Origin of the sequence: Candidatus Palauibacter sp. (assembly GCF_965216145.1) — a bacterium.
GTDB lineage: Bacteria > Gemmatimonadota > Gemmatimonadetes > Palauibacterales > Palauibacteraceae > Palauibacter.
Genome location: NZ_OZ244149.1, coordinates 996,379 through 1,020,971, shown reverse-complemented (window position 1 = coordinate 1,020,971; position 24,593 = coordinate 996,379). Strand labels below are relative to the sequence as shown.

Genomic DNA, 24,593 nt, shown 5'->3' with positions numbered 1-24,593 from the left:
CCCCGGGTGGGCTTCGACCTCTTCGGCGCACGCCGACGGGCGCTGCGGGCTGCCCGGCGGATCCCCGACACGGCGCCCTTCGTGGATGTGGGGGTCCACCGAGGCGCCGACATAAAACGGTTCCGTCAGGAACTGCTGGCAGACGGCCCCGAGCTGAAAATCACGCTTCAACTTCTCGACGCCGGGTTCCCGCCCGTGAGGATCGACGATTCCACGACCCTCCGCCCGGGTTCACTGCTCATGTGGTATCTGTGGCCCGGGAAGCCGTTCGAGATCGGTGCCTTCCACCACGCGCGAGGGACGTTCCAGGGCTATTACATCAACCTCATACGGCCCCCGCGGATGGAATCGCCGCCCTGGGTCATCGAGGATCTCTATCTCGACGTGTGGGTGCCCGCGGACGGCCGGGGTGTGTTGCTCGATGAGGAGGAACTGCGCGCGGCGGTCGAGCGCGGGGAGTTCTCCGCGCGCGAGGCCGGAGAAGTACGCGCGCTCGGAGGGCGGTTGCTCGCGGCGACGCGACGCTCCCGGTGGCTCCCCGCGGGCGTCCGATGTTGGCCGGTGGAAATGGTGCCGGCGCTGCGACTGCGGCGGGATGCCCCGGGGACCTTTCACGCCGCGCGCATCTCGGGGCGCATCATCGCCTACGGCCTCTATGTGATGGGAGCCGCGTCCGCGACATCGATGGGTTTCGCCGCCTTCAGCGACGCGTTCCTGGTCGCGGGGCCGGCGCAGCAGATCTGGAAAGTGGCGATTCTGTGCGAGGCCCTCCTGCTGGCGCCGTTCGCGCTCTCGGGCCGGCTGCCCGCCACACGCTGGCCGCAGCCGCCGCTGCTGGACGAGCGCTCGCTCTTCGTCGCCACCCTGGCCTCGGGACTCGCGGTACTCGGCCTCAATTCGCGGGCGGAATGGTCGGAGGTATTGCTTCCCGTGTACGGGACCCTGGGGCTCTTCTCGCTTATCTTTGCCGTCAGCCGCTGCTGGTTCGACCGGGAGGTGCCGGTCTTCGCCCTGGCGGGGGTGGGGATGACGCTGCTCGCGCTCGTCTTCCTGCTCTAGCGAACCGCCGGGCTCCGTGGCGACCGACACACGCGGCGGCCGCGGGCCGTACGGGAGATCCATGGACGACCGATCGAAACGACGACTCCGCTTCCTGGCCGTCTCCGGCGTGCTCTTCGCCGCGGTCTGGTTCCTCTGGAACACGCCGTTCGTGTACCCGGTCAAGCTGTTCGTCGTCCTGCTCCACGAGATCAGTCACGGGTTGGCGACGCTGGCGACCGGAGGCGAGATTCTCGCCATCGAGATCACGCCGCTCGAGGGCGGATCGTGCCGGTGCCCCGGGGGCAACGCGTTCGTGGCGCTGTCCGCAGGCTACCTGGGGAGCCTCCTCTGGGGCGGACTCATGATCTGGGGCGCGGAGCGCTTTCCGGCCTTCAGCGCCTGGCTCGCCGCGGCGATCGCGGTGACCGTGGCGAGCGTCACGCTGATCTTCGTGCGCGAGCCGTTCGCGGCGGCGTTCGGACTGGCGTTCGCCGCCGCGCTCCTCGTCGTCGCGTGGCGCGGCGGCTGGAGAGTCAGTCGGTGGGTACTGACCACGCTCGGTCTCGTCAGTTGCCTGTACGCGGTGCTCGACATCAAGAGCGACATCCTGGACCGCCCGGAGCTGCGCTCGGACGCACGCATGCTCGCCGAACTCACGGGGGTGCCGACGATGGTCTGGGGCGGCGTGTGGATCGCGGTCGCTCTCCTGTTCTGCTTCTTCCTCTTCCGTTGGGCTTGGCGGCGCGCGTAGTTCCCGGCGCCGGGAGGGTTCAGTGGTCCTCCGGCCCCGGGTCGCGACCCAGCCACTGCAGCGGCTCATAGGCGCCGATCGGCCACGGAAAGACGACGGGTCGTGCCCCGCTGGATCGCAAGCACGTTGACGACCGCGGTCGTATCGGGGATGCGCTCGGTCCCGCCCACGTACGAGGTCTGGTACGAGACTTCGAGACAGCCGCCGCAGGCGGCGGAGATCTCGTCGAACTGCGCCTTGATCCAGCGGCCGCCAGTTCCGAGGGCGGACCCTTCGCTTCCTGGGCGCCGAGAGACCGGGCTGCGGCGGGTGCCGCCAGCAGGGTTACGAGGGCGAGGGTCGCCGGTCCCCTCGCGGCGGTCGCTGCGGATACTCGAGACACGGGAAGCTCCTCGGGGCTGAGGTCGTGGCTTCGTTCGCAGGAGAACGGGGCGCGTATCTTATGGCGAAACTGGCCCGTGAACAGCGGTTCCGTTAGCGTCGCGTGTCTCTCCGCCCATCCGGCGGCCCCGCGTCACCTCTGAACGATCGACCCGTGAATCGAACCGAGCGCGTTGGACAGCGAGTCTCCAATCTCTTCGGCGTGACCCTCCGGCAGGCCCCGGGGGAAGCCGAGATCGAATCTCACAGACTCCTCCTGAGGGCCGGTTACGTGCGCCAGCTGGCCGCCGGCATCTTCTCCTACCTTCCCCTCGCCTGGAGATCGCTCCGGAAGATCGAGCAGATCCTGCGCGAGGAGATGGATCGGATCGACGGGCAGGAACTGTCGATGCCGGTCGTGCATCCGGCGGAGCTGTGGCAGGCGACGGGTCGCTGGTACGACATCGACGCGACCATGGCTCGCTTCGTGGACCGGCGCGAGCGCGACATGCTGCTGGCGATGACGCACGAGGAAGTGGTGGCCTTTCACACGGCCTCCGAGATCCAGTCCTACCGCCAGCTCCCCGCCATGGTCTATCACATGCAGACCAAGTTCCGGGACGAACTCCGCTCACGCGGCGGGCTGATCCGTGTACGGGAGTTCACCATGAAGGACTCCTACTCGCTCGATCGGGATCGGGAGGGACTCGAGGCGCAGTACGACCGGCACTACGAGGCCTACGAGCGCATCGGGCGCCGCTGCGGCCTGCCGCTGACGGCCGTGAAGAGTGATACCGGGATGATGGGCGGCAAGATCGCCCACGAGTTCATGTACGTCACGCCCATCGGCGAGGACAGCCTCGCGCTGTGCGATGCCTGCGGATATGCGGCGAACCGGGAAGTAGCCGAGTTCACGCTCGAGCCCGCGGACGGGGAGATGTCGCGGATGGAGCGCGTACACACCCCGGAGACCGCCACGATCGCCGACCTCACCGCGCTGCTCGGGATTTCCGCGCGAGAGACCGCCAAGATGGTGTTCTACGTCGGCAGCTTCGGACGGGAGGCCGACGCCCGCGAGGAGAAGCTGATCGCGGCCATCGTGCGCGGGGACCTCGAGGCAAACTCGATACAGGTCCAGAACCTGACGGGAGCGCTCGAACTACGTCCGGCGCACGAGGAAGAGATCGCGGAAACCGGTATGGTGCCGGGTTTTGCCTCGCCCGTGGGCATCGAACCCGGAGCGGCGATTTTCGTCGTCGACCACTGGGTGGCCGCGTCTCCCAACCTCGTGATGGGCGCGAACGAGGCGGACCACCACCTGCGCAACGTCTGCTGTGGCCGCGACTACGAGCCCACACTCGTCGGCCCGGTCGCCGCCGCGTTCGAGGGTGCCCCGTGCGGCGGGTGCGGCGAGGGCCTGCGCATGGCTCGCGGCGTGGAAGTGGGGAACATCTTCCAGCTCGGCACCCGTTACTCGGAGGCACTCGAGGCCACGTTCACGGACGAGGAAGGGGTCGAGCGCCCGATCTGGATGGGCTCCTACGGAATCGGCGTCGGCCGCCTGCTCGCCTCCGTCGCCGAGGAGCACCACGACGAGTACGGGCTCCGGCTCCCGATCTCCGTCGCCCCCTATCACGTCTCGCTGGTGGGGCTGGCGCGTGAGGAGGAAACCTGGTCGGTCGCGGACCGGGTGTTCGACGAACTGTGCGCGGCCGGGATCGAGGTCCTCTACGACGACCGGCGGGACCTCCGCGCGGGCGTGAAGTTCAACGACGCCGATCTGCGCGGCTTCCCCCTCCGCCTCGTCATCGGCGAGCGTTCGGTGGCGGCGGGCGGGGCCGAACTCGGCCACCGGGGCGTCAGGGAGAGCCGGATCGTCCCGCTGGAAGACCTCGTCGCGGAGCTGCGGAGCGAGATCGACGCCCTCCAGGCGCGCCTCACGCTCGACGGCTGAGGCGCGGCCGGACGCTCAGCCGCCGAACCGCACCCGCATACCGCCGACGAAGGTGCGCGGGCCCCCCACGCGCACGAAGTCGTTCGCGTCGTGCGACATCTCCGCGATCGTGTCGAAGATGTTCTGCACACTCGCGAACGCACTCAGCCGGCTCGTGAGCTGACGCCGAACGCGGAGATCGAGGAGGAACGACGCGTCGATCTCACCCGTGTTGAGGTCGTTGTCGAACCGGGCGCCCAGGTATCGGCCCGTCACGACCACTTCGAGCGTCGTCGGATCGATATGGCCGACCCGCAGCATGGCGCGGTGCGTGGGGCTTCCCTGCACTTCGTTGCCGATCAGATCCGGTCTCCCCGGCGCGTCGGTGACCTCCGTTGGATTGAACTGGTGGTTCACCGCCAGCAGCCAGGCTGGCGCCGGGCGTACCTCGACTTCGGTCTCCAGTCCCAGGCTCCGCAGCGTGCCCACGTTGTCGCGGCGGCGGCATACCCCTCCGGCGGGGACGAACCCGCACGGCTGGATGACCCCGGAGGTCTCGGCCTCCTGAATGGTCACGTCGGTGATCGCGTCGCTCACGCGGGCCCAGAAGCCCGTGAGGCGAATCAACACGGACGGATCGGGCTGCAGATCGAGGCCCAGTTCGGCGCCGAGGACCCGCTCCGGGTCCAGCGCCTCGTTGGACTCGTTGACGACGTTGCCCGCCGCCCGGAACGGCTTGTACAGCTCGTTGAGGGTGGGGACTCGGAGGCCGCTGTAGAAGCTGCCACGCACCGCGACGGCGTCCGAAACGTCGTGCAGGAAACCGAGGTTGTGGCTCAGTTGGGTGCCGCTACGGTCCTCGAACGTGTCGTCGGTAAGGACGTTTCCGTCCGCGATCCCGAAGATGTGCCGGGAGCCCGCGGAGTTCCGCCACACGTCGAGGCGGAGCCCGCCGTACAGCTGCCAGCGGTCGCCGACCCGGATCCGGTCCTGGGCGAAGAAACCGTACAGCGTCTGATCGCCTCCGGTCTCCCGCTGTCTCGCGAAGGCGCCGTCATCGAAGAGGAACTGCTCGGTCGCGTCGCCGGTCGCGCCGAGGAGATCGGCCCCCAGCGTCAGGGCGTGCCTGCCGAGTCCGGGCTTCTGCCACACGAGGTTCGCCCCGATCCCCGAAGATGGGACGTCCTGGCTGATCGAGGGTTGCTCGCTGCCGCGCGTTCCGTCGACGCTCGAGAACGAGTTCACGTAGGACTGGGACTGGATGAACGCATTCAGGGTGAGCGCGGACCCGTCGCTCCCCGTGAGCGTGGCCCCGATCTGTCCGAATCCCGCTTCCGTGGTGTTGTTCCGGAGCGGCGTCGCGTTGTCCTTGTCCTGATCGAAGTAGTTCCCCTGGGCGTGGATGCGGAGCCGGTCCCCGGCCTGGAGTTCGACCTTCGCGCGCAGCGCGCCGTGGCTCGACGCGGACGGGATGTCCACCGGACCTCGCAGGCCGGGTTCCGTGAGGATGTGGCCGCCACTGTCGAAGAACTCGCCGGCCACGTATCCGCCGATGCGGTCGTCCCCGAAGGACGCCATCGCATCACCGCGGAAGGTGGACTGGCTCCCTCCCTGCGCGCCGGCGGAGAACCCGGCACCGCCGCCCGAGCGAGTGATTACGTGGACGACGCCCGCCAGGCTCTGGCTCCCCCAGCTGACGGTGGCCCCGCCGCGGACGATCTCGATCCGTTCGATCACCTCCACCGGGACCTGGCTCCAGCGTACCCAGCCGAAGTAGGGGTCGTTCAGGGGTACGCCATCGACGAGCACGAGCGTCCGGCTGGCGGCGGTTCCCCCCAGTCCACGCAGCGTCACGGCCTGCCAGGAAGGGTGCGCGACTCCGGCCTGGAACGGGAATCGGAAGTTCAGGCCGGGGACTTCCTGGAGGACGTCCTGCAGCGTCTGGGCCGCCGAGAGACGAAGTTCCTCGCGCGTCACCGTCGTCACGTTGACGGGCACCTCGCCCACTGAAGTCGGCGACCTGAGCGCCGAGATGATCAGCTCGCCCAGCGAGACCACGCTGTCGGCCGGCGCCGGTTCCTGCGCCGCGAGTGGGAGAGCGAGCCAGGGTGTCGACAAGCCGAGCAGGAACAGCGCCGCTCGGGGTGCCTTCCGCCATCCGGACCGCGGGTCTCGTAGCGTCATTTCAGGCTCTCCTCGAGGAGTTGCTTGACCATGGTCGGGTCCGCGCGCCCGTCCGTCGCGCGCATCACCTGGCCGACGAAGAATCCGATCAGTCCCATCTGGCCGGCCGCATAACGCTCCACCTCGGCCGGGTGCGACGCCAGGACCCGATCGACGATGTGGCGAATCCGCCCCACGTCACCGATGCGACCGAGCCCTTCCCGTTCGACGATCTCGCGCGGGTCGCCTCCGCTCTCGACGAGTCGCGCGAGGAGGGACTTCGCCACGGAGCGGGAGATCTCCTCATTCTGCACCAGCCCGACGAGCGCAGCCAGCGCCTCCGGATCGAGTGCGCCTGCATCGCCGCCGCTGGCGCCGGCCCCCCGGACCTCGTGCACGAGCCAGTTCGCTACGGCGACCGGGTCGGTCCCGTCGCGAATGGCCTGATCATAATAGCGGACGGATGCCCCGGAACCGCTGATCAGATCGGCGAGGTCGTCGGGCAACCCCAGTTGCTCCCGAAGACGGTGGAAGGCGGCCTGAAGCGCCGGGTCGGCCCCCCGAACGGCGTCACGGGCTTCGCGGCCCGTGTCGACGCCCGGCGTCGCCGGCCCGGACGTGGCGTCGGTCGTCGGGGACGCGTCCGCGCCGCCGGCGTCCGCCACCGCCCGCCTCACCCACGCGTCGCGCAGCGTGACCGTTCGGTTGAACACGAGCGGCGCGCCGGGACGAACCGCGCCGTCCGCGCCCACGACGGTCGCCACGGCCCGCGTCGCGCGGTCCCGGATGAAGTAGCCCAGCCGCTCGAACTGATACGTCGTCTCGCGCGGGTCCGCCGCCAGGCTGGGTTCGGCCCGCGCTTCCGAGAGTATCTGAAGCGAGTCCGGGTTCAGTCGCTCCCGCATCCTGTCCGCGCGAGCGGTCGGGTCCGGGGTCCGGAACAACCGGTCGTACAGACGAACCTCGATCGGCAACGAGCGGGGCGCCGAAACCCAGTGGATCGTCGCCGCCGGCCGGCGTCCGTCAGGGGCCGTGCCGCTTCTCGTCTCCGGATCGCAGGTGCAGTGCAGCCGGACCACGCGACCGGCCTCGTCCTTGTCCACGCTTCGGCAGGTGATGAAGTAGCCGTGCCGCAGGCGCACTTCCCGTCCCGGGGCGAGCCGCCTGAACCCGGGTTCCGGTACCTCGGCGAAGTCGCCGCGATCGATGTAGAGGACTCTCGTGAACGGAACCTCGCGTGTCTCCGGCCAGCCTTCGGGGCGCGCCTCGACCCCGGACGGGAAATACGGCGCCTTCAGCCACTCGATCCCGGCGTCCGGATAGTTGTCGATCACGACCTCGAGCGGACGCAGCACGGCCATCACGCGCGGCGCACGCGCGTTGAGCGCATCGCGAACCGCCCATTCAAGCGTCGCGATCTCGACCCGGTTCTCGGCCTTTCCGATCCCGATCTGCCTGCAGAAGGCACGAACCGCGTCCGGGGGGATTCCACGCCGGCGGAAACCGGCGAGCGTGGGCATGCGCGGGTCATCCCAGCCCGATACGTGTCCTTCCTCCACGAGGAGGAGGAGCTTCCGCTTGCTGACGACGGTGTAGTCGAGGTTACGGCGCGCGAACTCGTACTGGCGGGGACGCGGATCCCACGAGCCCAGTTCCTCTCCACCGCCGCCCTCGGCCTCCAGGATGCGCTCGAACCCGGCGGCGGCGGGCCGCGTATGCTCGATGAACCAGTCGTACAGGGCGCGATTGTCCTGAAATTCGAGCGTGCAGAAAGAGTGCGTGATCCCCTCGATCGCGTCCGATTGGCCGTGCGCCCAGTCGTAGAAGGGATAGATCGGCCACGCATCGCCCGTCCGGTAGTGGTGCGCGTGCCGGATCCGGTACATGAGCGGATCGCGCAGCTTCATGTTCGGGGCGGCGAGGTCGATCCGGGCCCGGAGGACGTGCTCGCCGTCGGCGAACTCGCCCGCGCGCATGCGCCGGAACAGGTCCAGATTCTCATCCGTCGAACGGTCCCGGTAGGGACTGGGCCGGCTCGGCTCGAGCACCGAACCCCGATGGGCGCGGATCTCTTCCTCCGAGAGGCTGTCCACGTAGGCGAAGCCGTCCTCGATCATCCGGAGCGCCATCCGGTAGAGCGCCTCGAAGTAATCCGAGGCGTAGCGGATCTCGCCCTCCCACTCGAACCCCAGCCAGCGGATGTCGCGCGCGATCGCCTCGACGTAGGCCGGGTCCTCGGTCGTCGGGTTCGTGTCGTCCATGCGAAGGGTCGTCCGGCCGCCGTACTCCGCTGCGACCCCGAAATCGAGGCAGATGGCGGACGCGTGGCCCACATGGAGGAACCCGTTCGGCTCGGGCGGGAAACGCGTGAGGACGCGCCCTCCGTGCCTGCCGCCTTGGACATCGCGGGCAACGATCTGTCGAATGAAGTCCAGCCGCTCTCGTTCCGACATGCGGGGAAACTACGCGACGGCGGCCGAACGGGAACCGTCGCGGCGCCACGGGAAGGGGTCCGTAAAAAAAAGGCCGGGCCCTCTCGGACCCGGCCCGGCCTCTGACGCGGTGCCCCGTCGGGGGCGCGCCGTCAGGAACGCGTGTCCCGGTCGATCGCGAGTGTCCCATCGATGGTCGCGACCGGAGCCTCCGGACACTCCCCGACCGCGGGTGGCTCCGCCGCCCCGGTCGCCGACGTGCCATGCAGAGACCCGCCGTGCGTGCCCAGGGTCAGCCCCACCGCGACCACTAACCAGGCCAGAGAACTGCCCGACGCCCATTTTGCCAGTCTGTCCATGAGATTCATCCCTCCTCGGTACGGCGGCTGCGATCCTGTTCCTGTTCATACGGCGAGAGGCGGAGAAAGTTTCTGCCCGTCTCGTGACCCTTCGACCCGACGAGCGGCCAAAGGGTTGGCAGCCGCTTGCCCGCCGCCAGCGACGCGCACCGGTGCGTCAGTCTGATTTCGTCAGGCGCGCGAGATACGCGGCTTCCTCCGCCTCGAAGGCGACCTCGCACCGCCAGCCGGCCGCGGCGGCATGGCGGGCGAGGGTCTCCAGATCGATGTACAGCTCGCGAAAGGGTCGGCCGACGCGGCCGGCGTGCGACAGTTCGATCCACGCCTGGCCGGCGTATCCTCCCGCCGGGGGCCATGGCCCCGAACGCCGAGCTTCGCCGGGTATCGCCTCCGCGCCGTCGATCAGGAGCTGTCCGCCGGGAGCCGGAAACCGCCGGGCGTGCCGGAGGAAGCGGTCGAGACCCGCCAGGGTCCCCACCGGACCGAGACCGTTCATGAGCATGAGCACGGTGTCGAATCCCGCCTGCCGCCAGTAGCGGAAATCGGCGCACACGACGGACGCGGCGCCGCGCGCCTTCAGCAGGCGGGCGAGCGTCGGGGAGCCCTCGAGGGCGACGACCGACCGTTTCTTCGCCTGAAGCGCGATGGTGTGCGGCCCCGCGCCGGCCCCGAGGTCGAGCACGCGCCCCCGGCACAGGTCGAGCGCGTAACGCTCGAAGTCGAGCATCCGATTCTCGCTCCGGAAGAAGAACTCGACCGGAAACGCCTCGTCCTCGCCCAGGCTGCTGCGGAGCCGGAGTTCCCCGGCGGTGTCCCCGGCGGCATGGGCGAGCAGCGCGCTCACGTAGGGGGCCAGCGCCGGTACCCGATCGCGATACGCATCGGGCTTCCGCGATGGCACGGCCGAGGGTGTCAACGGTCGGGCGCCAGCAGCCCCGCGGCGGTGCGTTCGTCCAGGCCCCGGACCCAGACCGACTTCACACGCCCCCGGTGGCCGGAGCGGAGTTCGACCGCCGAGCGAGGGAGGCGGAGTCTCCGGGCGAGAAACCGCACCAGGGCCCGGTTCGCGGCGCCATCCACGGGCGGGGCGGCGACGCGGACCCGCAGCGCGTCGCCGTGCGCAGCCGCGACTTCCGTGCGACCCGCGCGGGGTTGCAGGCGGATCTTCAGGAGGCCTCCGTCAGGGGCCCGGGAGTACCAGTTCAGCGCCAACGCATGGTCTCGAACACCGTGCGGCAGGCGTTGCAGTAGTACTGGGCGGTCGAAGCCTGACCGCCGAAGGTGGCGAAGGGGCTGGAATCATCCGAGCCGCAGAACGGGCACGGGATCGATGAAGGGAGGGCGGAACTCTCCACCGGGTCGTCGAGCTCCGGCCGTTTCCGCGGAGCTGCGCGTCGCGCCTCGCCGTCCACGGTTCAGTCCATCAGGAGCGCGCGATTGCGGTCGCCCCGGACGCGCGCGAGGGAATCCTCGTCCGGACCGCCATCCACGGCGCGCCGGCGCGCCGGGCAGCGGCCTTCCCAGGCCGGATCGCGAGTGCTGATCCACGTCTCGCCCGCCGCACGCGTCAGCCCGACCTTCGAGACGAGCGGCCCCACGCGCTCGAGCCAGCGCCGCCGCGCCCCGGCCGGGCCCGAGCCCACGATCCCGTGCTCGGCGAGCGTCGAGCCGAGCGGATCGCCGTCCGGCCCGAACCAGCAGAGGCAGGCGTTCCAGGCCGCTTCGAAGGCCTCGGCCAGCGCCTTGCGCCCGCCCTCGGCCGCGAGGAGGCGCAACGTCCACCCCTGCCCATGGTCGAAGTGGAAGCGCTCTTCCTCGAGCAGCTTGCGCACCTTGTAGTGGATCGGTTCGAAGCGGCTCTCCGCGAGCATCTCGAACTGTACCGAGAGCGCCGTATCCCAGAGGAAGTTGAGGGCGAGGAACTCGGGCCACGACGAGACATCGCGGTCCAGCAACTCCGAATTGCGGTACGCCCCGGAGGGCCGCTCGTGCTCGAGCGCGGACGGATCGTGACCGAAATCACGCAGCATGGCGTAGAGGATGCGTGCGTGCCCCCACTCGTCCTGTGCCATCGCGGCGCAGGCGATGCCCGCTTCGACCGATGGGGCTCCGAGAATCCAGTCGGAATAGCGGATGCCGAGCAGCCGCTTGTTGTCCGCGAGGCTGAGCAGGAGGTCGCCGAGGCGAACGGCCACCTCGTCCGGCAGGTCGGCCGCCGACTTGAAGCCGACCCGGGCCGACTCGGTCACGTCGTCGCCTCCCCGAGCGTGAACGGCGCCTGTGGGCGATTGACCGCGGCGAAGGCGTCGCGCGGGGCGACCGTCATCTCGAACCACTTCGCCTCGTCGTAGGTCTGCCAGGCGTACACGCGGGCCAACTGCTCGTTGGGCGCGGCCACCGCGCCGATGTGCTCGAACCGGTCCGCCCGCTTCTTGCGCGCGAACACCTCGTAGATGCGGCCGTCGCCGCTCACGTCGCGACCCCGAACGATTTCAGGTACGCCCGGCCCCGATCGGAGATCGCGGCCGTCGTCCAGGGCGGGTCCCACACGGTCACGAGTTCGACCTCGCGGACCCCCTCCTCCTTCAGAAGGCGTTCCCGCACGTCCCACGCGATGAAGTCCATGCACGGACAGGCCGTTGCCGTGAACGTGAGACATACGGTGACCGAACCCGCCGTCTCGTCCCCGGTGACCCGCCGGACGAGTCCCAGGTCCACGATCGAGATCGGCAACTCGGGATCCGCCACCTCATACAGCGCCCTCCGCGCGCGCTCCGCGAGGTCCGCCGCGGGTTCGGCGAAGACCGGAGGAGGCGGCAGATCGCGCCCTCCGCGCGTTTCCCGCAGGACGGCGGCGAAGTTCATCCCCTCTTCATACCGGGGCAGCCCCGGCCGTCGCGCGACGGCCTCGGTCATGCCGCGAGCATCCTCTCGACCGCGAAGCGACTCCGACGCAGCGACTCCACGTATTGCTCGTTCATCGGTCCGCGCGCCTTCCAGCGCTCGAACACCTGCTTCCAAGTGATCGTCTCGTCGAAGCGCCAGCGCCGCGCATCGGGGTCGTACTGGCAGGGCAGCTCGTAGGTAAGTTCCACCTCATCCGTGTCCGGGTCGTAGCGCGCGGGCACGTCGTACCCTAACTCCTCGCACAGCGGCACGACCGCCATCAGCCACGTCTGTCGCAGCTGGTCGTTCGTCATCCCCTTGAGACGGAAGTCGAGTTGTGCGTTGTGGTGCTTCCTGTCGTCGGGCATGCCGAACCACTCGACGCCCATCGGGAACATCCAGTCGAGGGTCCGCTGGACAGCCTCCCTGGCCGCGCCCCCGGCCTCGGCGAAGCGCCGGATCCAGACTTCGCCGTGGCGGAGATGGAAGTTCTCCTCCATCCCCACCTTCACGAGTCCCCGCTTGAGTGGGCCGTAGCTGGTGTTCCGGTGCACGTCGCCGAGGAGCGTGATCCCGGCCCGGTCGTAGAGGGCGTTCGCCGATACGAGTTCCGCCCAGTCCATGAGCGGCTGGTCGAAGCCGTAGGGGTGCTTGAACTGGGCGGGTTCCCGCTCATAGAGCAGCCAGTGGCGGTCGACGCCGAGATCCTCGAGCAGGCGGTAGGCGATATTCGCGTGCCCGAGCTCATCCTGAATGATCGCCGTGGCCGACACCATCATATTCGTCGAGGGCGCGTCGCGGGCCGCCATGAAATAGGCCGGGGCACTGATGAGTTCCGTATCCCCCTGCACCGTGAGTTGGGTGATGAGCGCCCGCTTGTAGGTCTCCGTCATGTCCTCTTCGGACTCGACGATAAACCCTTCCTGGACCTTCCGCTGCAGTTCTTCGTCCGTGAAGCGTCCCATACGCTATTCGTCTTCCGTTTCCTCCGAATCAGACGATTCGGGTGTGATCGGGACCAGCCGCCCCCCGGCGCGGAACCGGATCGCGCCGTCGATGAGCGCCAGTACGAGCCGGTCGCCCGAGAGCTGGAACGCCCGCACGGAACCCAAAGCCTCGCGGAGACGCTGCTCGACCTCCGCTCCCCGCCCGCGGCAACTCTTCCGCGTGGTCGCGAGCCCGTAGAAGCGGAGCGCCTCGGACGCCGTCGCGCGGAACCGCCCGAATACCTGGTTACAGCCCGCGAAACCCGACACCTGCCCCGTAACGTCCGCCTCATCGAAGGCCTCGGCCAGGAATCGGAGCGTCACGGGCTCCACGCCGCGGAGGTCCGCGGTCCACTCCCCCAAGTCGAACGACTCGAGTTCCCATTCGTGCGTGTGCAGCGCGGGTACTCCCGCCGCCGCACCGTCTCCCGCTCCGTCCGCCGCCGCGGCCCCCGGGGTCCCCTCCTCGATGACATCGGTGAGCCGGATGGGGATGACCCCGCGGTTCGTGAGCACGAAGTGCTGCACGATGTCGACGGACGGAGGCACCGTGATCGGGTCGGCGGGCCGCCGGATCCGGACGTCCAGACGGATCAACCCCTCTTCGATCGCCATGCGCCGGACCTCGATCCGATCCCCGATCAGGCGGGCCGAAACGTCCACGGCCTCCCCGCCATCGCGGAGAAGGGCGTGCAGCGTCAGGAATCGTTCCCGCCCCTGTTCCGCGACGAGAACGACGGCCGCGTCCGTCTCGGAGTTGAAATCGAGATCTCCCTCCGCCGTCATCAGGAGTTCGTGCCGAACGTTGCCGTCACCGACCCCCGACCCTGCGCGGAGGGTGACGCTGCCCCCATCCAGCGTGAGGAAAGCGCCCTCTTCCAGAAGTTCACGGTACGCCGGCTCGGGTCCGCGCTCGCACGCGCCGACGCCGACCGCGGCGGCCATCAACCCCGCGAATACGGTTTCCCGTCTCACTCCGCCTCCATGAACGGATACCGATAGTCGGTGGGCGGGTCGAAGGTCTCCTTGATCGTTCGCGGAGAGACCCAGCGCACCAGATTGAGCACCGAGCCCGCCTTGTCGTTCGTGCCGCTCGCCCGCCCGCCGCCGAAGGGCTGCTGGCCGACGACCGCGCCCGAGGGCTTGTCGTTGATGTAGTAGTTGCCGGCTGCGTTGCGCAGCGCGGCGCCCGCATTTCGCACCGCCGCGCGGTCGCGCGCGAAGACCGCGCCGGTGAGGGCGTAGGGCGACGTACCATCGACGAGTTCGAGCGTCTCTCTCCAGTTCGAAGCCCGATACGGGTGGAGTGTGACGACAGGACCGAAGATCTCCTCGCACATCAGTTTGTGTGCGGGGTCGCCGGCCTCGACCAGCGTGGGTTCGATGAAATACCCGCGGCTGTCGTCACACCCGCCCCCGGCGAGGACCCGCGTGTCCGGCGACGCCTTCGCGTGGTCGATGTACGACCTGATGTTGTCGAACGCGGACCGATCGATGACGGCCCCGAGGAAATTTCGAAAGTCCGCGGGGTCGCCCATCCGCAACTCCTCGGTCATCGCGACGGCGCGGTCGCGCACCTCCTCCCACATCGTGTCGGGGATGTAAACGCGGGATGCCGCCGAGCATTTCTGTCCCTGGTACTCGAAGCCGCCGCGCACGATGGCCACCGCGACCGCTCGCGGGTCCGCGCTCTCGTGGGCGAGGATGAAATCCTTGCCGCCGGTCTCGCCCACCAGCCGCGGGTAGGCGCGATAGTTCTCGACGTTCCGGGCGACCGACTTCCACAGGTGCTGGAAGGTGCCGGTCGATCCCGTGAAGTGGATGCCGCCCAGTTCGCGGCTCGAGAGCAGGACATCGCTGATCTCCGACGCGACCCCGGGGATGAAGTTGATCACGCCCGGGGGCAGTCCGGCCGCCTCCAGAAGCTCCATCACGTAGTAGGAGGAGAGCACGCCCGTGGTCGACGGCTTCCAGACCGCGACGTTCCCCATGAGCGCGGGGGACGTGGTCAGATTGGCCCCGATCGCCGTGAAGTTGAAGGGGCTGATCGCGTAGATGAACCCTTCCAGGGGGCGGTGGTCCATGCGGTTCCACACCCCGGGGCCGGAGACGGGCTGTTCCGCGTACACACGCGACGCGAAGAACGAATTGAAGCGCCAGAAGTCGACCACCTCGCAGGCCGCGTCGATTTCGGCCTGGTACGCCGTCTTGCTCTGCCCGAGCATCGTCGCCGCGTTGAGCTTCATCCTCCACGGGCCGGCCAGCAGTTCCGCGGCGCGGAGCAGGATCGCGGCCCGATCCTCCCAGGCCCAGTTCGACCACTCCGCCCACGCTTCGCGCGACGCGGCGATGGCGGCCTCGGCCTCGGCCACACCGGCCACATGGCAGCGGGCCAGCGCGTGGCCGTGGTCGTGGGGCATGGTGACATCGAAGGTGCGCGAAGTCCGGACCTCGCGGCCTCCGATGATGAGCGGAATCTCGACTATCTCGCCGCTCTGGCGCCGAAGTTCGGCCTTGAGCGCAGCCCGTTCGGGGCTGCCCGGGGCGTAGTCGTGGATCGGTTCGTTCGAGGGAGAAGGAATCGTGAATCGGCCCTGGCTCCCGGTCGCCGGTCGTTCGTCGCCGGCGGCGGGCGAGCCGGCGGCGGCCGCTTCCAATACCTCGGCGGTAAATAGGGTCATCGAGGATCCCCCTGGTGATTTCGTTCGCGAAGGGAAGGTCAATCTGGCGCGCCGGGAGTGAGAGTGAAAGGTGTTCGCGACCCCGTCGACGCGGCTCTCGAGACGGACTTTCGGGCCGCCGGCGGCGTACCCGCCCGTTGATCGCGGACCACACCGACGAGTAATCTACCCCGATACGTGGCGTGGTGTCCCGGCAATGGTCGTCCGCGGCGGCGGCCCGGCTCGAGCGAGGTGTCTCACTACCAAGATGGAGCTTGCGAAGCACCTGATCGGCCCCCGCGCGGTGTGGCTCGCGTTGTCCCTCCTGCTCTGTCCCGCCTCGGGACTGGCGCAGGAGGGGGCGGCGCTGCTGCGAGCGATGGAAGCCCGCGTCGACGCGGGTCGCGAGAACGCGGTTCACCTGCTGGCGCCACAGACCTTCCGGGCGGCCGTGGAACGCTTCGACGATGCGGTACGCCGCTGGGAGGACGGTCGCGAGGACGCCCGCTTCCGGGAGTTGCTGAGCGAAGCGGAGCAGCGACTGGAAGACGCGGAGGGGATCGCGGCCGCCGGCCGCTCGCAGTTCGGGGAGCCGCTCGCGGCGCGGTCGGAGGCGCGGTCGGCGGAGGCCGGGACCCGGGCCCGCCAGGCCTGGGAGAGCGCCGAAAGGGAACTTCTGGAAGCGGGCCGTCGATTCGAGCGCGACGATTTGGACGAGGCGGGCGTGCGAGCGGCGAGGGCCGCGGATCTCTATCGCCGGGCGGCGCGCGCGGGGTGGCGCGACCGGTTTCTCGGCGCCGCCATCCAGGCCCGCGCCGCAGCCATGACGGCGGGGGCGAGCGAGTTGGCGCCGGCCACCTTTGCCGAAGGCGAGGCGCTGCTGGCGAGCGGCGGGGCGGACATCGAGATGAACCGGCTCGAGGACGGCCCCGGCCAGGCGGGAGAGGCGGCTCTCGTGGCCTTCACCCGAGCTCACCGGATCGCCACCCTCTCCGACAGTGTGCGGCGGCGGGAGGTACTGCTCGAGCGTCTCGTCGACGAGCACGAAGACGACCTTGCGCGCCTGGCCGAAGCCGCCGGCGTGACGCCTCAGCGCAACGATACCGGCGAAACGACGAGTCGGCTCGCCGCGGAGATCGAGCGGATTCGGGCCGACAACGCCCGGCTGGAGGAGGATCTCGGGAACGAACGCGCCCGGACTTCCGATCTCGAGTCACGGCTGGCGTCCGCCGAGGGTCGCCTGATCGAGTTCGAGCAGCGCTTCACCGGAGCACGGGATGAACTGCTGGCGATCCGCGAGCGCGAGGCCCGGCTTCGCGAGGTGCAGGGGCTCTTCACCGCGTCCGAGGGCGAGGTACTCCTGACCGGGGACCGGATCGTCCTCCGTCTGCATGGGCTCACCTTCGAGTCCAGCGAAGCGGAGATCTCCGAGAGCCTCCATCCCCTGCTCGCCAAGGTGCAGCGCGTGATCACGACGTTCCCGGGGGCGGCGGTCCGCATCGAGGGACACACGGACGCCCAGGGCGGGGCGCGCGGGAATCAGGCGTTGAGCCAGCGGCGGGCGATCGCGGTCCGCGAGCACATCCTGTCCCGCGTACCCATACCGTCGTCACGCGTGGAGGCGGTCGGATTGGGTGAGGATCGCCCCATCGCGAGCAACGAGACCGAGGAAGGGCGGGCGAGGAACCGGCGGATCGAGGTCGTCGTGACGCCGCCGGGCGGCTGAAGGGGCCCGCGGGGCCTCAGTCTCCCGGAGGTCTTGAGCCGACGAAGTCCTCGCCACCGTCCACGCGGATCGTGTTCCCCGTCATCCACGCCGTCTCGGCGTCCGCGAGCGCCACCATGCAGCGCGCGACGTCCCCGGTCGTGCCCAGCCGGCCGTGCGGGTTCTGGGCCGCCGCTTCCGCCATCATGTGCTCGGCTCCCGGGATCTTGCGGAGCGCGGGCGTGTCGGTGACGCCGGCCCGGATGGCGTTGACCGTGATCCCCCGGGGCGCAAGTTCGAGCGCGAGTTGCCGGCAGTGCGATTCCAGCGCGGCCTTGGCGGCCGAGACCGCACCGTAGGAGGGAATGACCCGATCGCCCCCGGAGGAGGTCATGGCGAAGATCCGGCCGCCCTCGCGCATGAGCCCGCGGTCGAGCAGACCCTGCGTCCAGTAGACCAGAGTGTGGGCCATGACATCCAGCGTCATGTTCATCTGCTCCGGGCTCATCGCCGTGTCGCCATCGCCGACGAAGGGCCGAAGGGTGCCGAACGCCAGCGAGTGCATGAGTACGCGAATCGATCCGGCTCCCGCGGTGTCGGCGATTTCGTCCAGCACCCGGTCGCGCTTCTTCGCCGCGGCCGCATTCGCATTGAAGAACATCGAGCGGCGACCGCTCGCCGCGATGCACGCTTCGATCTCCGCGACGCGGACGAGGCCGGCCCGCCGGTCCAGATGTACGCCGTAGATGTCGTAGCCCGCCCCGGCGAAGGCGATCGCCGCCGCCTCGCCGAAGCCGCTCGAAGCACCCAGAATCAACGCCCCCGGTGCCGAATCCGTCACGCCGCTCTCTCCCGTTCCGTGAAGTGCACCCTCATCACGCCACGGCCTGCCGCGTCCGTGGCGGTGGAAGCGCTCAGCATAGCCGCCCGCTCTCCGGGTCGCACGGTCCGACGGCCCGGAGGAGGCCCCCGGACCGCCGGGCCGCGCCTCGGTTCGTCGCGTGCCGCAGCGATCGGCGACGGATCTCCACCGTCGGCGGCGCCTCGGCCGCGATTTTGTTTTTTTGAAAAAACGCTTCCGGGCGCGAGAAGTTCGGGACGCCCCTTACAGATGCTCTATCGCCCGTTGCCGCAGCGTGAACGCAGAGAACGATGCAACGATCATGCAACGCGCATGAAGCAGAATCCACATCTGATCCGGAGTTTTGGACGATCCTTCAACACTCACATAAATACCTATGGTATATCATGTTACATGTCATGGCCGGTGTCGCTCGTTTCCCGGCGCCGCAGAAAGGACCGCTTGCCGGAGGCAAAGGCGGTTCCCTATCCTCAAACGGCGACAGGGGAGGCATCGGCAGGATCTTCACGGACCGCCGAGGGTCCGTAGCGATCCAAGGAAAGAACTTCAGTTTTGATGAGCGTATCCCGCGATATGATGGCAACATCCGACCGTAGTTTCGTCAACGTCGTAGTGGACCTCCCGAAGGAACTCGCGGCGGACGTTGAAGATGTGCGCCGGCGGGATCCCGAGTTCCTGGGCCGGGCGATCCAGTATGTGCTCGCCCGGCGCATCATCTTCGAGGAGTTGACGGCCCGCGCCTCCGAGCGCCGCTAGGCGATCCTGTTCACACCTCCCCGGAAGACCCGGGCCCGCACCCCGCGGGGTCGTGATTCTCCCTCCGCCCGCCCCGGAGCGCAAGCGCGTGGCGTTGACGCCCGCCCGCCCCGGGGCTAAATCGCGCTGGGAACACGGGTGGAGTGAGGGTGGCCAGCGATCTCGAGCCGAGGATAGCAGTGTCCTCCGAGACGGAGCACCGAGGGGCCGGTCGGGGTGCCGACAGCGGGTCGGAATCCGATGAGGGGGTGCTGCGGGCCAAATACGCGGATTACTGCTCGGCGCAAATCACCGAGGTCTTTCTCTCCCTGGCTGACGAGCGCATCTACGAAATCGTCGAAGAAGAAGCCCGCGAGCAGGAAATCGGACCCGGCGAGCTCGGCTTCAAGGCCATGGTTCGGCTGGCCACCAAGCGCCTGAGGGAGAGCGTTCCGCTCCCGGACTTCGAGACGTGGCGCAGCGATTACGAGACCGCCCCGGAGCTGTACGAGAAGTACCTCATGGGCCTGTGGCGACAGCGTTCCGAGGAGGACGCCCGCGAAGCCGATTGAATCGGAGGGCGGATGGCTGGACATCGGGCGGGCGGGAACGACGGGACGGGGGAAGGACGCCCCCAGTTGCGGATGTGGGACGACGCGGGGCAGGAGACCGTCGTCGGTGTCCTCGACGATGCGGGCGATCGCTGGAAGGTTCTGGTCATCGTCGAACCGGTCGCCGCCGACCTCGCCCGGGGGAGACTTTCGTTTCGGCTCGGTGACGAGCGGTACGACACGGCTCCGGTTCTTCTGGAAGAGACGGCGGCCTCGGTGGTCCGGCGGGCGGGCGAACTTCCCGACGTCATGCTGAGACAGCTGCTCACCGCTGTTCGCGGCTGACGGTTCCGGCCCCGACCGGGTCTCGGCGCGCCACCTCCACGACCAGCGTGCGCAACATGACCCAGCCCGCGCGGATCGAGCCGGGAAGGCTTCCGGACACCTTGGACCGGCCCATCGTCCGTCGCTCGAACCGGACCGGCGCGCCGCGCACGCGAGTTTGGGCGCGGAGGGCGCGTACCTGCATTTGCACATACCAGCCGTAGTTCGTGTCGTCGAGTTTCAGCGACTCCAGCGTGCTCCAGCGGATGGCGCGAAAGGGTCCCATGTCGCGGATGTCGGCACCGTAGAGTCGGCGCATCGCGGCGAGCACGAGCCGGTTTCCCAGCCGCGCGTGCCAGCGAACCCCCCCCCCGGCGTCAGCCTCGCGCTCGCCGATCACAAGGTCCGCCTCGCCTTCTTCGATGGGGCGCAGCAGGACGTCGAACTGCCCGGCCGCCGCGAAATCGTCCGCGTCGAGGAATACGAGAGCGTCCGGAGGGGCCGGGCGGAGCGACTCGATACCGGCGAGACAAGCCCGGCCGTACCCCGCGCGTGGCTCGTACACGACCCGCGACCCCGCCGCCCGCGCGATGTCGGCCGTAGCATCGCGCGAACCGTTGTCCACCAGCACGACCTGACGGACGCGTTCCGCCCCCAACGCCTCGAACAGGTGCGGGAGCGCCTCCGCCTCGTCGCGGGCGGGGATCAGGATCGCGGTCCGCACGGCTTCGGATGACAGGTACGCGGCTGCTCTGGGTGCTGGTGGCCGTGGAGGCGGCCGCCCTGTGGACGATGGCCTGGGGCGGTTCCGGCACCCCCGGCCCCGCGCTCGCGCTGTGGGGAGTGGCGTTCGCCGCCTATCTGCTTGCGGCGCGGTACGGCACGACGCAATTGGGGACGGCGCCGGACCGGCGACGGATCTGGATCGCCGGAATCGCGCTCCGGGCCGGGATGTTCCCGGCCGCCCCGGTCCTTTCGGAGGACATCTATCGGTTCATGTGGGATGGGTGGGTGCAGCGAAACGGTGTGAATCCCTATCTCCTCCCCCCCTCCGCCCCGGCGCTCGAAGAACTGCGTACGGACTGGTGGCCCCTCATAAATCACCCCGACATCCCCACCATCTATCCCCCGGGCGCCCAGCTCGTGTTCGCGCTTCTGGCCTGGATCGGCCCGGCCTGGTGGATCTTCAAGCTGGCGTGGCTCGCTGCCGATCTCGCGGTCGCGTGGCTCGTCCACCGACTCTCGCGAGGCCGCGGCCCGCTGCCGCTCCTCCTCTATCTGTGGTCGCCGCTGGTGATCGTGGAAGTCGCGTGGAGCGGGCACCTCGACCCGCTCGGCCTGGCGCCGATGCTCGGGGCCGTGGCGCTGGCCGGGGCCGCCGGGCCCGCGTGGCGCGCGGGTGCGCTGCTGGGGATCGGCGGATCGATGAAGTTCGCGCCGCTCGTGGCAGTGCCCGCCCTCGGGCGTCTCCGCGGCCGGCGGATCCGGGCGGCCGCGCTCGCCGTGGCGGTCGCACTCGCGGTGCCGACCGTGCTTTACCTCCCGTACGCCGCCGCGGGCGCCTCGCTCTTCAGCGGTCTCCGCGCGTACGCCGACATCTGGGCGTTCAACGCCGGCCTCTACCGCGGCCTGGAGCTCCTTCCGGGCCACCCTGATCTTCCCAGGTGGATCGGGGCGGTCGTCGTCGGGGGCCTCGCCATCCACGCGGCGCTCCGCCGCTGGGCGCTCGATCGTGCCCTCTTCTGGACGATCGGGTCCGCGCTCCTGCTGTCGCCGACGCTCCACCCGTGGTATGTGCTCTGGGCGCTCCCGTTCGCCTGTCTGTCGCTGAACCGGGGCTGGCTCCTCCTCAGCGGCACGGTCTTCCTCGCCTACGCGGGGCGCGGCGCCTACCTGTCCACAGGCGTGTGGCCGGAACCGGCGTGGCTGGCCTGGCTCATCCACGGGCCGCCCCTGGCCCTGCTAGCCCGGGACGGCTGGAGAGGGCGGCGTCCTGAGGCACTCGCGCGACGTGAGCGCGTACCCCGCCGCGAACAGGGCGGTGAACGGGATCGCGGCGGCGGAGCCGAGTAGCGCCGTGTTCACGATCGCGCCCGCCAGAGCGACCGCCAGCCCGAAGCGAATCAGGGCGGTCCCCCCCGCAAGCCGGGCCCGATACCCCACCGTGGGTGAGAAACCCCGCTTCGGCGTGCGTGCGAACGGGGTCCGCCGGCCGCCGACGCCCCGCAGCACCGCGAAGGTGAGCGGAACGCCCAGCCCCAGCCCCAGGAGCATGGCCTCGACGATCCTCCGAGCGATCCCCCGGCGTTTCCGGATCCATCCCGCCGCCCCGTAGAAGAGCACGAACGGAACGGTGGCGAGGAGGAGGGCGAACGCGTGCACGATCGAGGGCAGACCGAACCCCGTCCCCGCCACCCAGCCGGCGCCCGCCAGCGCCACCGCCATCGTGAGCGTCAGGGGGTGGACGATGTGTCCCGCGAGATGAGCCGTGGCCTCGAGCTTGTGCGCCGCGGGCAAACGCGCGCGCCAGATGCGCGGCAGCAGCTTCCGCGCGCTCTGGATGCCACCCTGCGTCCAGCGGCTCTGCTGTATCTCGACCGCTCGCAGGCTCGACGGCAGTTCCGCCGGGACCCGCACGTCATCGCGATAAACGAAGCGCCACCCCGCCAGCTGGGCGCGGTAGCTGAGGTCGACATCCTCGGTCAGCGTATCGCTCTGCCAGCCTCCCGCCGCTTCGATGCAGCCCCTGCGCCACATCCCGGCGGAGCCGTTGAAGTTGAAGAAGAGACCCGCCCGGTAGCGCGCCTCGTGCTCGATGGCGAAGTGCGCGTCCAGGAAGAGCGCCTGGGCGCGCGTGAGCCAGCTCGCGTCCGGCGACAGGTGGTCCCACGCTGCCTGCACCGCCCCCACGGAGGGGTCTTCGAAGGGCGGCAGGAGGTCCCGGATCAGACCGGGGGGCGGGACGAAATCGGCGTCCAGCACGACGAGGAATTCGCCGCGGGCGATCGATGTGCCGTGCGCCAGCGCCCCGGCCTTGAAACCCTCGCGCGACCGGCGGCGGATGTGCCGGATGTCGATGCCCCGGGCTCGCCAGGCGCGGGCCCGCCGCCCCGCGAGGGCAACGGTCTCGTCGTCTGAATCGTCGAGGACCTGTATCTCGAGGCGGTCGGTCGGATAATCGAGCCGGCCGGCCGCGTCGATGAGCCGCTCGATCACGTTCGCTTCGTTGTACACCGGAAGCTGGACCGTGACGGTCGGAAGCGACCCGCGCCACGCGCGATGCTCGGCCCGGGCCGGCCGACGCGCCCGCAGCCACAGAAGTCGCAGGCGGTGCGCCCCGAACGGGGCCAGGAAGGCGAGCAGCGCCAGATACGCAACTTGTCCGATCTCGCTCATCGCCCTTCCATGGCCAGCTTCTTCAGCGTGCGCCTCCCGCGCGCGTCCCCTCCAAGAATCATTCTACCCCGCGACCGCCGCCAGTTTCCCGCGGTCCCCGCCGGGAACAGGCTCAGGGGACGCGCCGGCCACCGACCGCGTCCGCGCGGAAGTCGAGCCGGTCGAGAGCCACGATCCCGTCGCTCATCACGAACAGTACGTCCTGGTACCGTCCGATGTCTTCGAGAGGATTCCGGTCGAGCACGAGGAGGTCCGCCTCGAAACCCGGGGCGACGCGACCCGTCCGGTCCCCGACGCCGAGCAACTCGGCCGCGACCGTGGTCGCGGCCCGGATCGCATCGAGTTCGCTCATCCCGATCCCGACGAGTTCGATGAGTTCGTGGCTCAGGCGGAGCACGCTTTCCGCTCCGTACCCCGTATCCGTAGCGGCGACGACGGGCACCCCCAGGGCATGGGCGGCGGCCGCGGTCTCCCGTACCCGGGGCAGCATATGGCGACCCCGCACCTGGAGGATCGGGTCGTCGTAGTCGCCCCCGGGAAGCGTAAGATCCGAGACGACGGCGATCGTCGGCACGAGAAAGGTCCCGCGTTCGCGCATCAGGCGCAGCGTCTCCTCCCGCAGGTAGGTGCCGTGCTCGATGCTGCGGACGCCCGCCGCGACGGCCGCGCGACCCCCCCGGTCACCGTGCGCATGCGCCGCCACCGGCACGCCACCCCCGGACGCCGCCGCTACGAGCGCCGAGAGTTCCGCCTCCGTGAAGAACGGCTTGCGCGGATCCGTCTCCGGCAGTCCCGCGCGTTCCGTCGCGTTGACCTTGATGAAGTCCACGCCGCGGTCGAGCATCGCGCCCGCCATGCGTCCCAGCGCCTCGGGCCCGCGGACATCGCGGCCATGCAGGTCGCTCAACGCCGGTTCGTCGAGGAAGAGCCCCTCCGCCGGCCTCGGCCGCACGTGGTAGCCGGCCGCGAGGATCTCGGGACCCGCGAAGACGCCGCGCCGAAACAGCTCGCGAAGACCCACATCCGCGAAGAATCCGCTCCCCATGCTGCGGGCCGTGGTGACCCCCGACATGAGCGCCCGGCGGGCAGCCGCCAGGTCCCCGATGTGCACGTGCGCGTCGATGAGGCCGGGCACGAGGTAGCGCCCCGCCAGATCCATGACGCGAGCTCCGGCCGGCGCCTCGCCCCCGGGCTCGACCGAAACGATGCGCCCGTCGCGAACGACGACGGTCGCATTCGTGATGACGCCGGACGCGCCGGGATCGAGCACCGACGCGCCTGTGAAGGCGAGTTCTCCCTGGCCCGCCAGCAACGCCGGACACGCCAGCGCCGCCGGGCCCGTCAGACACGCGAGCAGAGCGATGGCCCTTGGAGCGATCGCGTCGGGACGGGACGGGGCGACCCCTCGAAGAAAGTGCATCATCGGAGCCTCCGGATGGTGGTCGTCAG

General features: G+C 69.6%; 24 protein-coding genes. 8 read left to right on the top strand and 16 right to left on the bottom strand.

Annotated features, from left to right (window positions below):
• Positions 1 to 6: 6 nt before the first annotated feature.
• The 3 genes from ACOOHF_RS04510 to ACOOHF_RS04500 all read left to right on the top strand — a co-directional run bounded on the left by ACOOHF_RS04510 (position 7) and on the right by ACOOHF_RS04500 (position 4,106).
• Positions 7 to 1,059: a DUF402 domain-containing protein gene (locus ACOOHF_RS04510; RefSeq protein ID WP_420463548.1), complete on the top strand. Its 1,053-nt coding sequence runs from the start codon at positions 7 to 9 to the stop codon at positions 1,057 to 1,059.
• Positions 1,060 to 1,120: 61 nt separating this feature from the next.
• Positions 1,121 to 1,792 carry a M50 family metallopeptidase gene (locus ACOOHF_RS04505; protein WP_419935948.1) on the top strand — a complete coding sequence of 224 codons (672 nt, stop codon included), beginning with the start codon at positions 1,121 to 1,123 and terminating at the stop codon, positions 1,790 to 1,792.
• A gap of 535 nt (positions 1,793 to 2,327) precedes the next feature.
• The gene (locus ACOOHF_RS04500; protein WP_420463547.1) at positions 2,328 to 4,106 is read left to right on the top strand and encodes a proline--tRNA ligase; all 1,779 of its coding nucleotides are present in this window, start codon (positions 2,328 to 2,330) and stop codon (positions 4,104 to 4,106) included.
• Between the two features lie 15 nt (positions 4,107 to 4,121).
• Here ACOOHF_RS04500 and ACOOHF_RS04495 read toward each other — a convergent pair whose 3' ends face one another.
• The 12 genes from ACOOHF_RS04495 to pruA all read right to left on the bottom strand — a co-directional run bounded on the left by ACOOHF_RS04495 (position 4,122) and on the right by pruA (position 15,592).
• Positions 4,122 to 6,269, bottom strand: a complete 2,148-nt coding sequence (locus tag ACOOHF_RS04495) for a TonB-dependent receptor plug domain-containing protein (RefSeq protein WP_420463546.1) — start codon at positions 6,267 to 6,269, stop codon at positions 4,122 to 4,124.
• On the bottom strand, positions 6,266 to 8,701 hold the full coding sequence (locus ACOOHF_RS04490) for a glutamine--tRNA ligase/YqeY domain fusion protein (protein WP_420463545.1): 2,436 nt from the start codon (positions 8,699 to 8,701) through the stop codon (positions 6,266 to 6,268). Before ACOOHF_RS04490 ends, ACOOHF_RS04495 begins: the two co-directional genes overlap by 4 nt.
• A 131-nt stretch (positions 8,702 to 8,832) precedes the next feature.
• Complete coding sequence (locus ACOOHF_RS04485; protein ID WP_420463544.1) at positions 8,833 to 9,039, bottom strand: hypothetical protein; 207 nt, start codon at positions 9,037 to 9,039, stop codon at positions 8,833 to 8,835.
• Positions 9,040 to 9,196: 157 nt separating this feature from the next.
• Positions 9,197 to 9,940 carry a class I SAM-dependent methyltransferase gene (locus tag ACOOHF_RS04480; RefSeq protein ID WP_420463543.1) on the bottom strand — a complete coding sequence of 248 codons (744 nt, stop codon included), beginning with the start codon at positions 9,938 to 9,940 and terminating at the stop codon, positions 9,197 to 9,199.
• Positions 9,941 to 9,951: 11 nt separating this feature from the next.
• Complete coding sequence (locus tag ACOOHF_RS04475; protein WP_420464332.1) at positions 9,952 to 10,245, bottom strand: DUF167 domain-containing protein; 294 nt, start codon at positions 10,243 to 10,245, stop codon at positions 9,952 to 9,954.
• The gene (locus ACOOHF_RS04470) at positions 10,242 to 10,394 is read right to left on the bottom strand and encodes a hypothetical protein (RefSeq protein ID WP_419935954.1); all 153 of its coding nucleotides are present in this window, start codon (positions 10,392 to 10,394) and stop codon (positions 10,242 to 10,244) included. The genes ACOOHF_RS04475 and ACOOHF_RS04470 overlap by 4 nt, the downstream gene beginning before the upstream one ends.
• Before the next feature lie 60 nt (positions 10,395 to 10,454).
• The gene (locus tag ACOOHF_RS04465) at positions 10,455 to 11,288 is read right to left on the bottom strand and encodes a Phenylacetic acid catabolic protein (protein WP_420463542.1); all 834 of its coding nucleotides are present in this window, start codon (positions 11,286 to 11,288) and stop codon (positions 10,455 to 10,457) included.
• Positions 11,285 to 11,512 (bottom strand): hypothetical protein, encoded by a 228-nt coding sequence (locus ACOOHF_RS04460; RefSeq protein ID WP_419935956.1) that lies wholly within the window; start codon positions 11,510 to 11,512, stop codon positions 11,285 to 11,287. The genes ACOOHF_RS04465 and ACOOHF_RS04460 overlap by 4 nt, the downstream gene beginning before the upstream one ends.
• On the bottom strand, positions 11,509 to 11,955 hold the full coding sequence (locus ACOOHF_RS04455; protein ID WP_420463541.1) for a metal-sulfur cluster assembly factor: 447 nt from the start codon (positions 11,953 to 11,955) through the stop codon (positions 11,509 to 11,511). The genes ACOOHF_RS04460 and ACOOHF_RS04455 overlap by 4 nt, the downstream gene beginning before the upstream one ends.
• A complete protein-coding gene (locus ACOOHF_RS04450; RefSeq protein WP_419935958.1) occupies positions 11,952 to 12,890 on the bottom strand; it encodes a Phenylacetic acid catabolic protein in 939 nt (312 codons plus the stop codon). Before ACOOHF_RS04450 ends, ACOOHF_RS04455 begins: the two co-directional genes overlap by 4 nt.
• Before the next feature lie 3 nt (positions 12,891 to 12,893).
• The gene (locus ACOOHF_RS04445; RefSeq protein WP_420463540.1) at positions 12,894 to 13,886 is read right to left on the bottom strand and encodes an META domain-containing protein; all 993 of its coding nucleotides are present in this window, start codon (positions 13,884 to 13,886) and stop codon (positions 12,894 to 12,896) included.
• On the bottom strand, positions 13,883 to 15,592 hold the full coding sequence (gene pruA, locus ACOOHF_RS04440; protein WP_420463539.1) for an L-glutamate gamma-semialdehyde dehydrogenase: 1,710 nt from the start codon (positions 15,590 to 15,592) through the stop codon (positions 13,883 to 13,885). Before pruA ends, ACOOHF_RS04445 begins: the two co-directional genes overlap by 4 nt.
• A gap of 247 nt (positions 15,593 to 15,839) precedes the next feature.
• Here pruA and ACOOHF_RS04435 point away from each other — a divergent pair, with 247 nt between their 5' ends.
• Positions 15,840 to 17,297, top strand: coding sequence for an OmpA family protein (locus tag ACOOHF_RS04435; protein WP_420463538.1), 1,458 nt, complete (start codon positions 15,840 to 15,842; stop codon positions 17,295 to 17,297).
• 16 nt (positions 17,298 to 17,313) lie between these two features.
• Here the strand turns inward: ACOOHF_RS04435 and ACOOHF_RS04430 are convergent, their stop codons facing one another.
• A complete protein-coding gene (locus ACOOHF_RS04430; RefSeq protein WP_419935962.1) occupies positions 17,314 to 18,117 on the bottom strand; it encodes an SDR family oxidoreductase in 804 nt (267 codons plus the stop codon).
• Between the two features lie 597 nt (positions 18,118 to 18,714).
• On the opposite strand from ACOOHF_RS04430, the gene ACOOHF_RS04425 reads away from it, so the two are divergent.
• From ACOOHF_RS04425 to ACOOHF_RS04415, 3 genes are all read left to right on the top strand, one after another.
• Positions 18,715 to 18,894 (top strand): hypothetical protein, encoded by a 180-nt coding sequence (locus tag ACOOHF_RS04425; RefSeq protein ID WP_420463537.1) that lies wholly within the window; start codon positions 18,715 to 18,717, stop codon positions 18,892 to 18,894.
• Positions 18,895 to 19,043: 149 nt separating this feature from the next.
• On the top strand, positions 19,044 to 19,445 hold the full coding sequence (locus ACOOHF_RS04420) for a hypothetical protein (RefSeq protein ID WP_420463536.1): 402 nt from the start codon (positions 19,044 to 19,046) through the stop codon (positions 19,443 to 19,445).
• 12 nt (positions 19,446 to 19,457) lie between these two features.
• A complete protein-coding gene (locus ACOOHF_RS04415; RefSeq protein WP_419935965.1) occupies positions 19,458 to 19,769 on the top strand; it encodes a hypothetical protein in 312 nt (103 codons plus the stop codon).
• Here the strand turns inward: ACOOHF_RS04415 and ACOOHF_RS04410 are convergent.
• Positions 19,750 to 20,472 (bottom strand): glycosyltransferase family 2 protein, encoded by a 723-nt coding sequence (locus tag ACOOHF_RS04410; RefSeq protein WP_420463535.1) that lies wholly within the window; start codon positions 20,470 to 20,472, stop codon positions 19,750 to 19,752. The two genes, ACOOHF_RS04415 and ACOOHF_RS04410, sit on opposite strands and share 20 nt — an antisense overlap.
• A gap of 8 nt (positions 20,473 to 20,480) precedes the next feature.
• On the opposite strand from ACOOHF_RS04410, the gene ACOOHF_RS04405 reads away from it, so the two are divergent.
• Positions 20,481 to 21,821 carry a glycosyltransferase 87 family protein gene (locus tag ACOOHF_RS04405; protein ID WP_420463534.1) on the top strand — a complete coding sequence of 447 codons (1,341 nt, stop codon included), beginning with the start codon at positions 20,481 to 20,483 and terminating at the stop codon, positions 21,819 to 21,821.
• Here the strand turns inward: ACOOHF_RS04405 and ACOOHF_RS04400 are convergent.
• Together ACOOHF_RS04400 and ACOOHF_RS04395 are read right to left on the bottom strand one after the other, a co-directional pair.
• Positions 21,711 to 23,144 (bottom strand): glycosyltransferase, encoded by a 1,434-nt coding sequence (locus tag ACOOHF_RS04400; RefSeq protein WP_420463533.1) that lies wholly within the window; start codon positions 23,142 to 23,144, stop codon positions 21,711 to 21,713. The two genes, ACOOHF_RS04405 and ACOOHF_RS04400, sit on opposite strands and share 111 nt — an antisense overlap.
• Before the next feature lie 112 nt (positions 23,145 to 23,256).
• Positions 23,257 to 24,564 carry an amidohydrolase family protein gene (locus tag ACOOHF_RS04395; RefSeq protein WP_420463532.1) on the bottom strand — a complete coding sequence of 436 codons (1,308 nt, stop codon included), beginning with the start codon at positions 24,562 to 24,564 and terminating at the stop codon, positions 23,257 to 23,259.
• Positions 24,565 to 24,593: the final 29 nt, after the last annotated feature.

Bases quoted from the DNA above. Each gene is read 5' to 3' on its own strand.
- ACOOHF_RS04450 (WP_419935958.1), bottom strand. From the start codon at position 12,890: ATGGGACGCTTCACGGACGAAGAACTGCAGCGGAAGGTCCAGGAAGGG.
- ACOOHF_RS04490 (WP_420463545.1), bottom strand. From the start codon at position 8,701: ATGTCGGAACGAGAGCGGCTGGACTTCATTCGACAGATCGTTGCCCGC.
- ACOOHF_RS04495 (WP_420463546.1), bottom strand. From the start codon at position 6,269: ATGACGCTACGAGACCCGCGGTCCGGATGGCGGAAGGCACCCCGAGCG.
- ACOOHF_RS04405 (WP_420463534.1), top strand. From the start codon at position 20,481: ATGACAGGTACGCGGCTGCTCTGGGTGCTGGTGGCCGTGGAGGCGGCC.
- ACOOHF_RS04415 (WP_419935965.1), top strand. From the start codon at position 19,458: ATGGCTGGACATCGGGCGGGCGGGAACGACGGGACGGGGGAAGGACGC.
- ACOOHF_RS04505 (WP_419935948.1), top strand. From the start codon at position 1,121: ATGGACGACCGATCGAAACGACGACTCCGCTTCCTGGCCGTCTCCGGC.
- ACOOHF_RS04455 (WP_420463541.1), bottom strand. From the start codon at position 11,955: ATGACCGAGGCCGTCGCGCGACGGCCGGGGCTGCCCCGGTATGAAGAG.
- ACOOHF_RS04425 (WP_420463537.1), top strand. From the start codon at position 18,715: ATGGCAACATCCGACCGTAGTTTCGTCAACGTCGTAGTGGACCTCCCG.
- ACOOHF_RS04400 (WP_420463533.1), bottom strand. From the start codon at position 23,144: ATGAGCGAGATCGGACAAGTTGCGTATCTGGCGCTGCTCGCCTTCCTG.
- ACOOHF_RS04395 (WP_420463532.1), bottom strand. From the start codon at position 24,564: ATGCACTTTCTTCGAGGGGTCGCCCCGTCCCGTCCCGACGCGATCGCT.
- pruA (WP_420463539.1), bottom strand. From the start codon at position 15,592: ATGACCCTATTTACCGCCGAGGTATTGGAAGCGGCCGCCGCCGGCTCG.
- ACOOHF_RS04435 (WP_420463538.1), top strand. From the start codon at position 15,840: ATGGAGCTTGCGAAGCACCTGATCGGCCCCCGCGCGGTGTGGCTCGCG.
- ACOOHF_RS04485 (WP_420463544.1), bottom strand. From the start codon at position 9,039: ATGGACAGACTGGCAAAATGGGCGTCGGGCAGTTCTCTGGCCTGGTTA.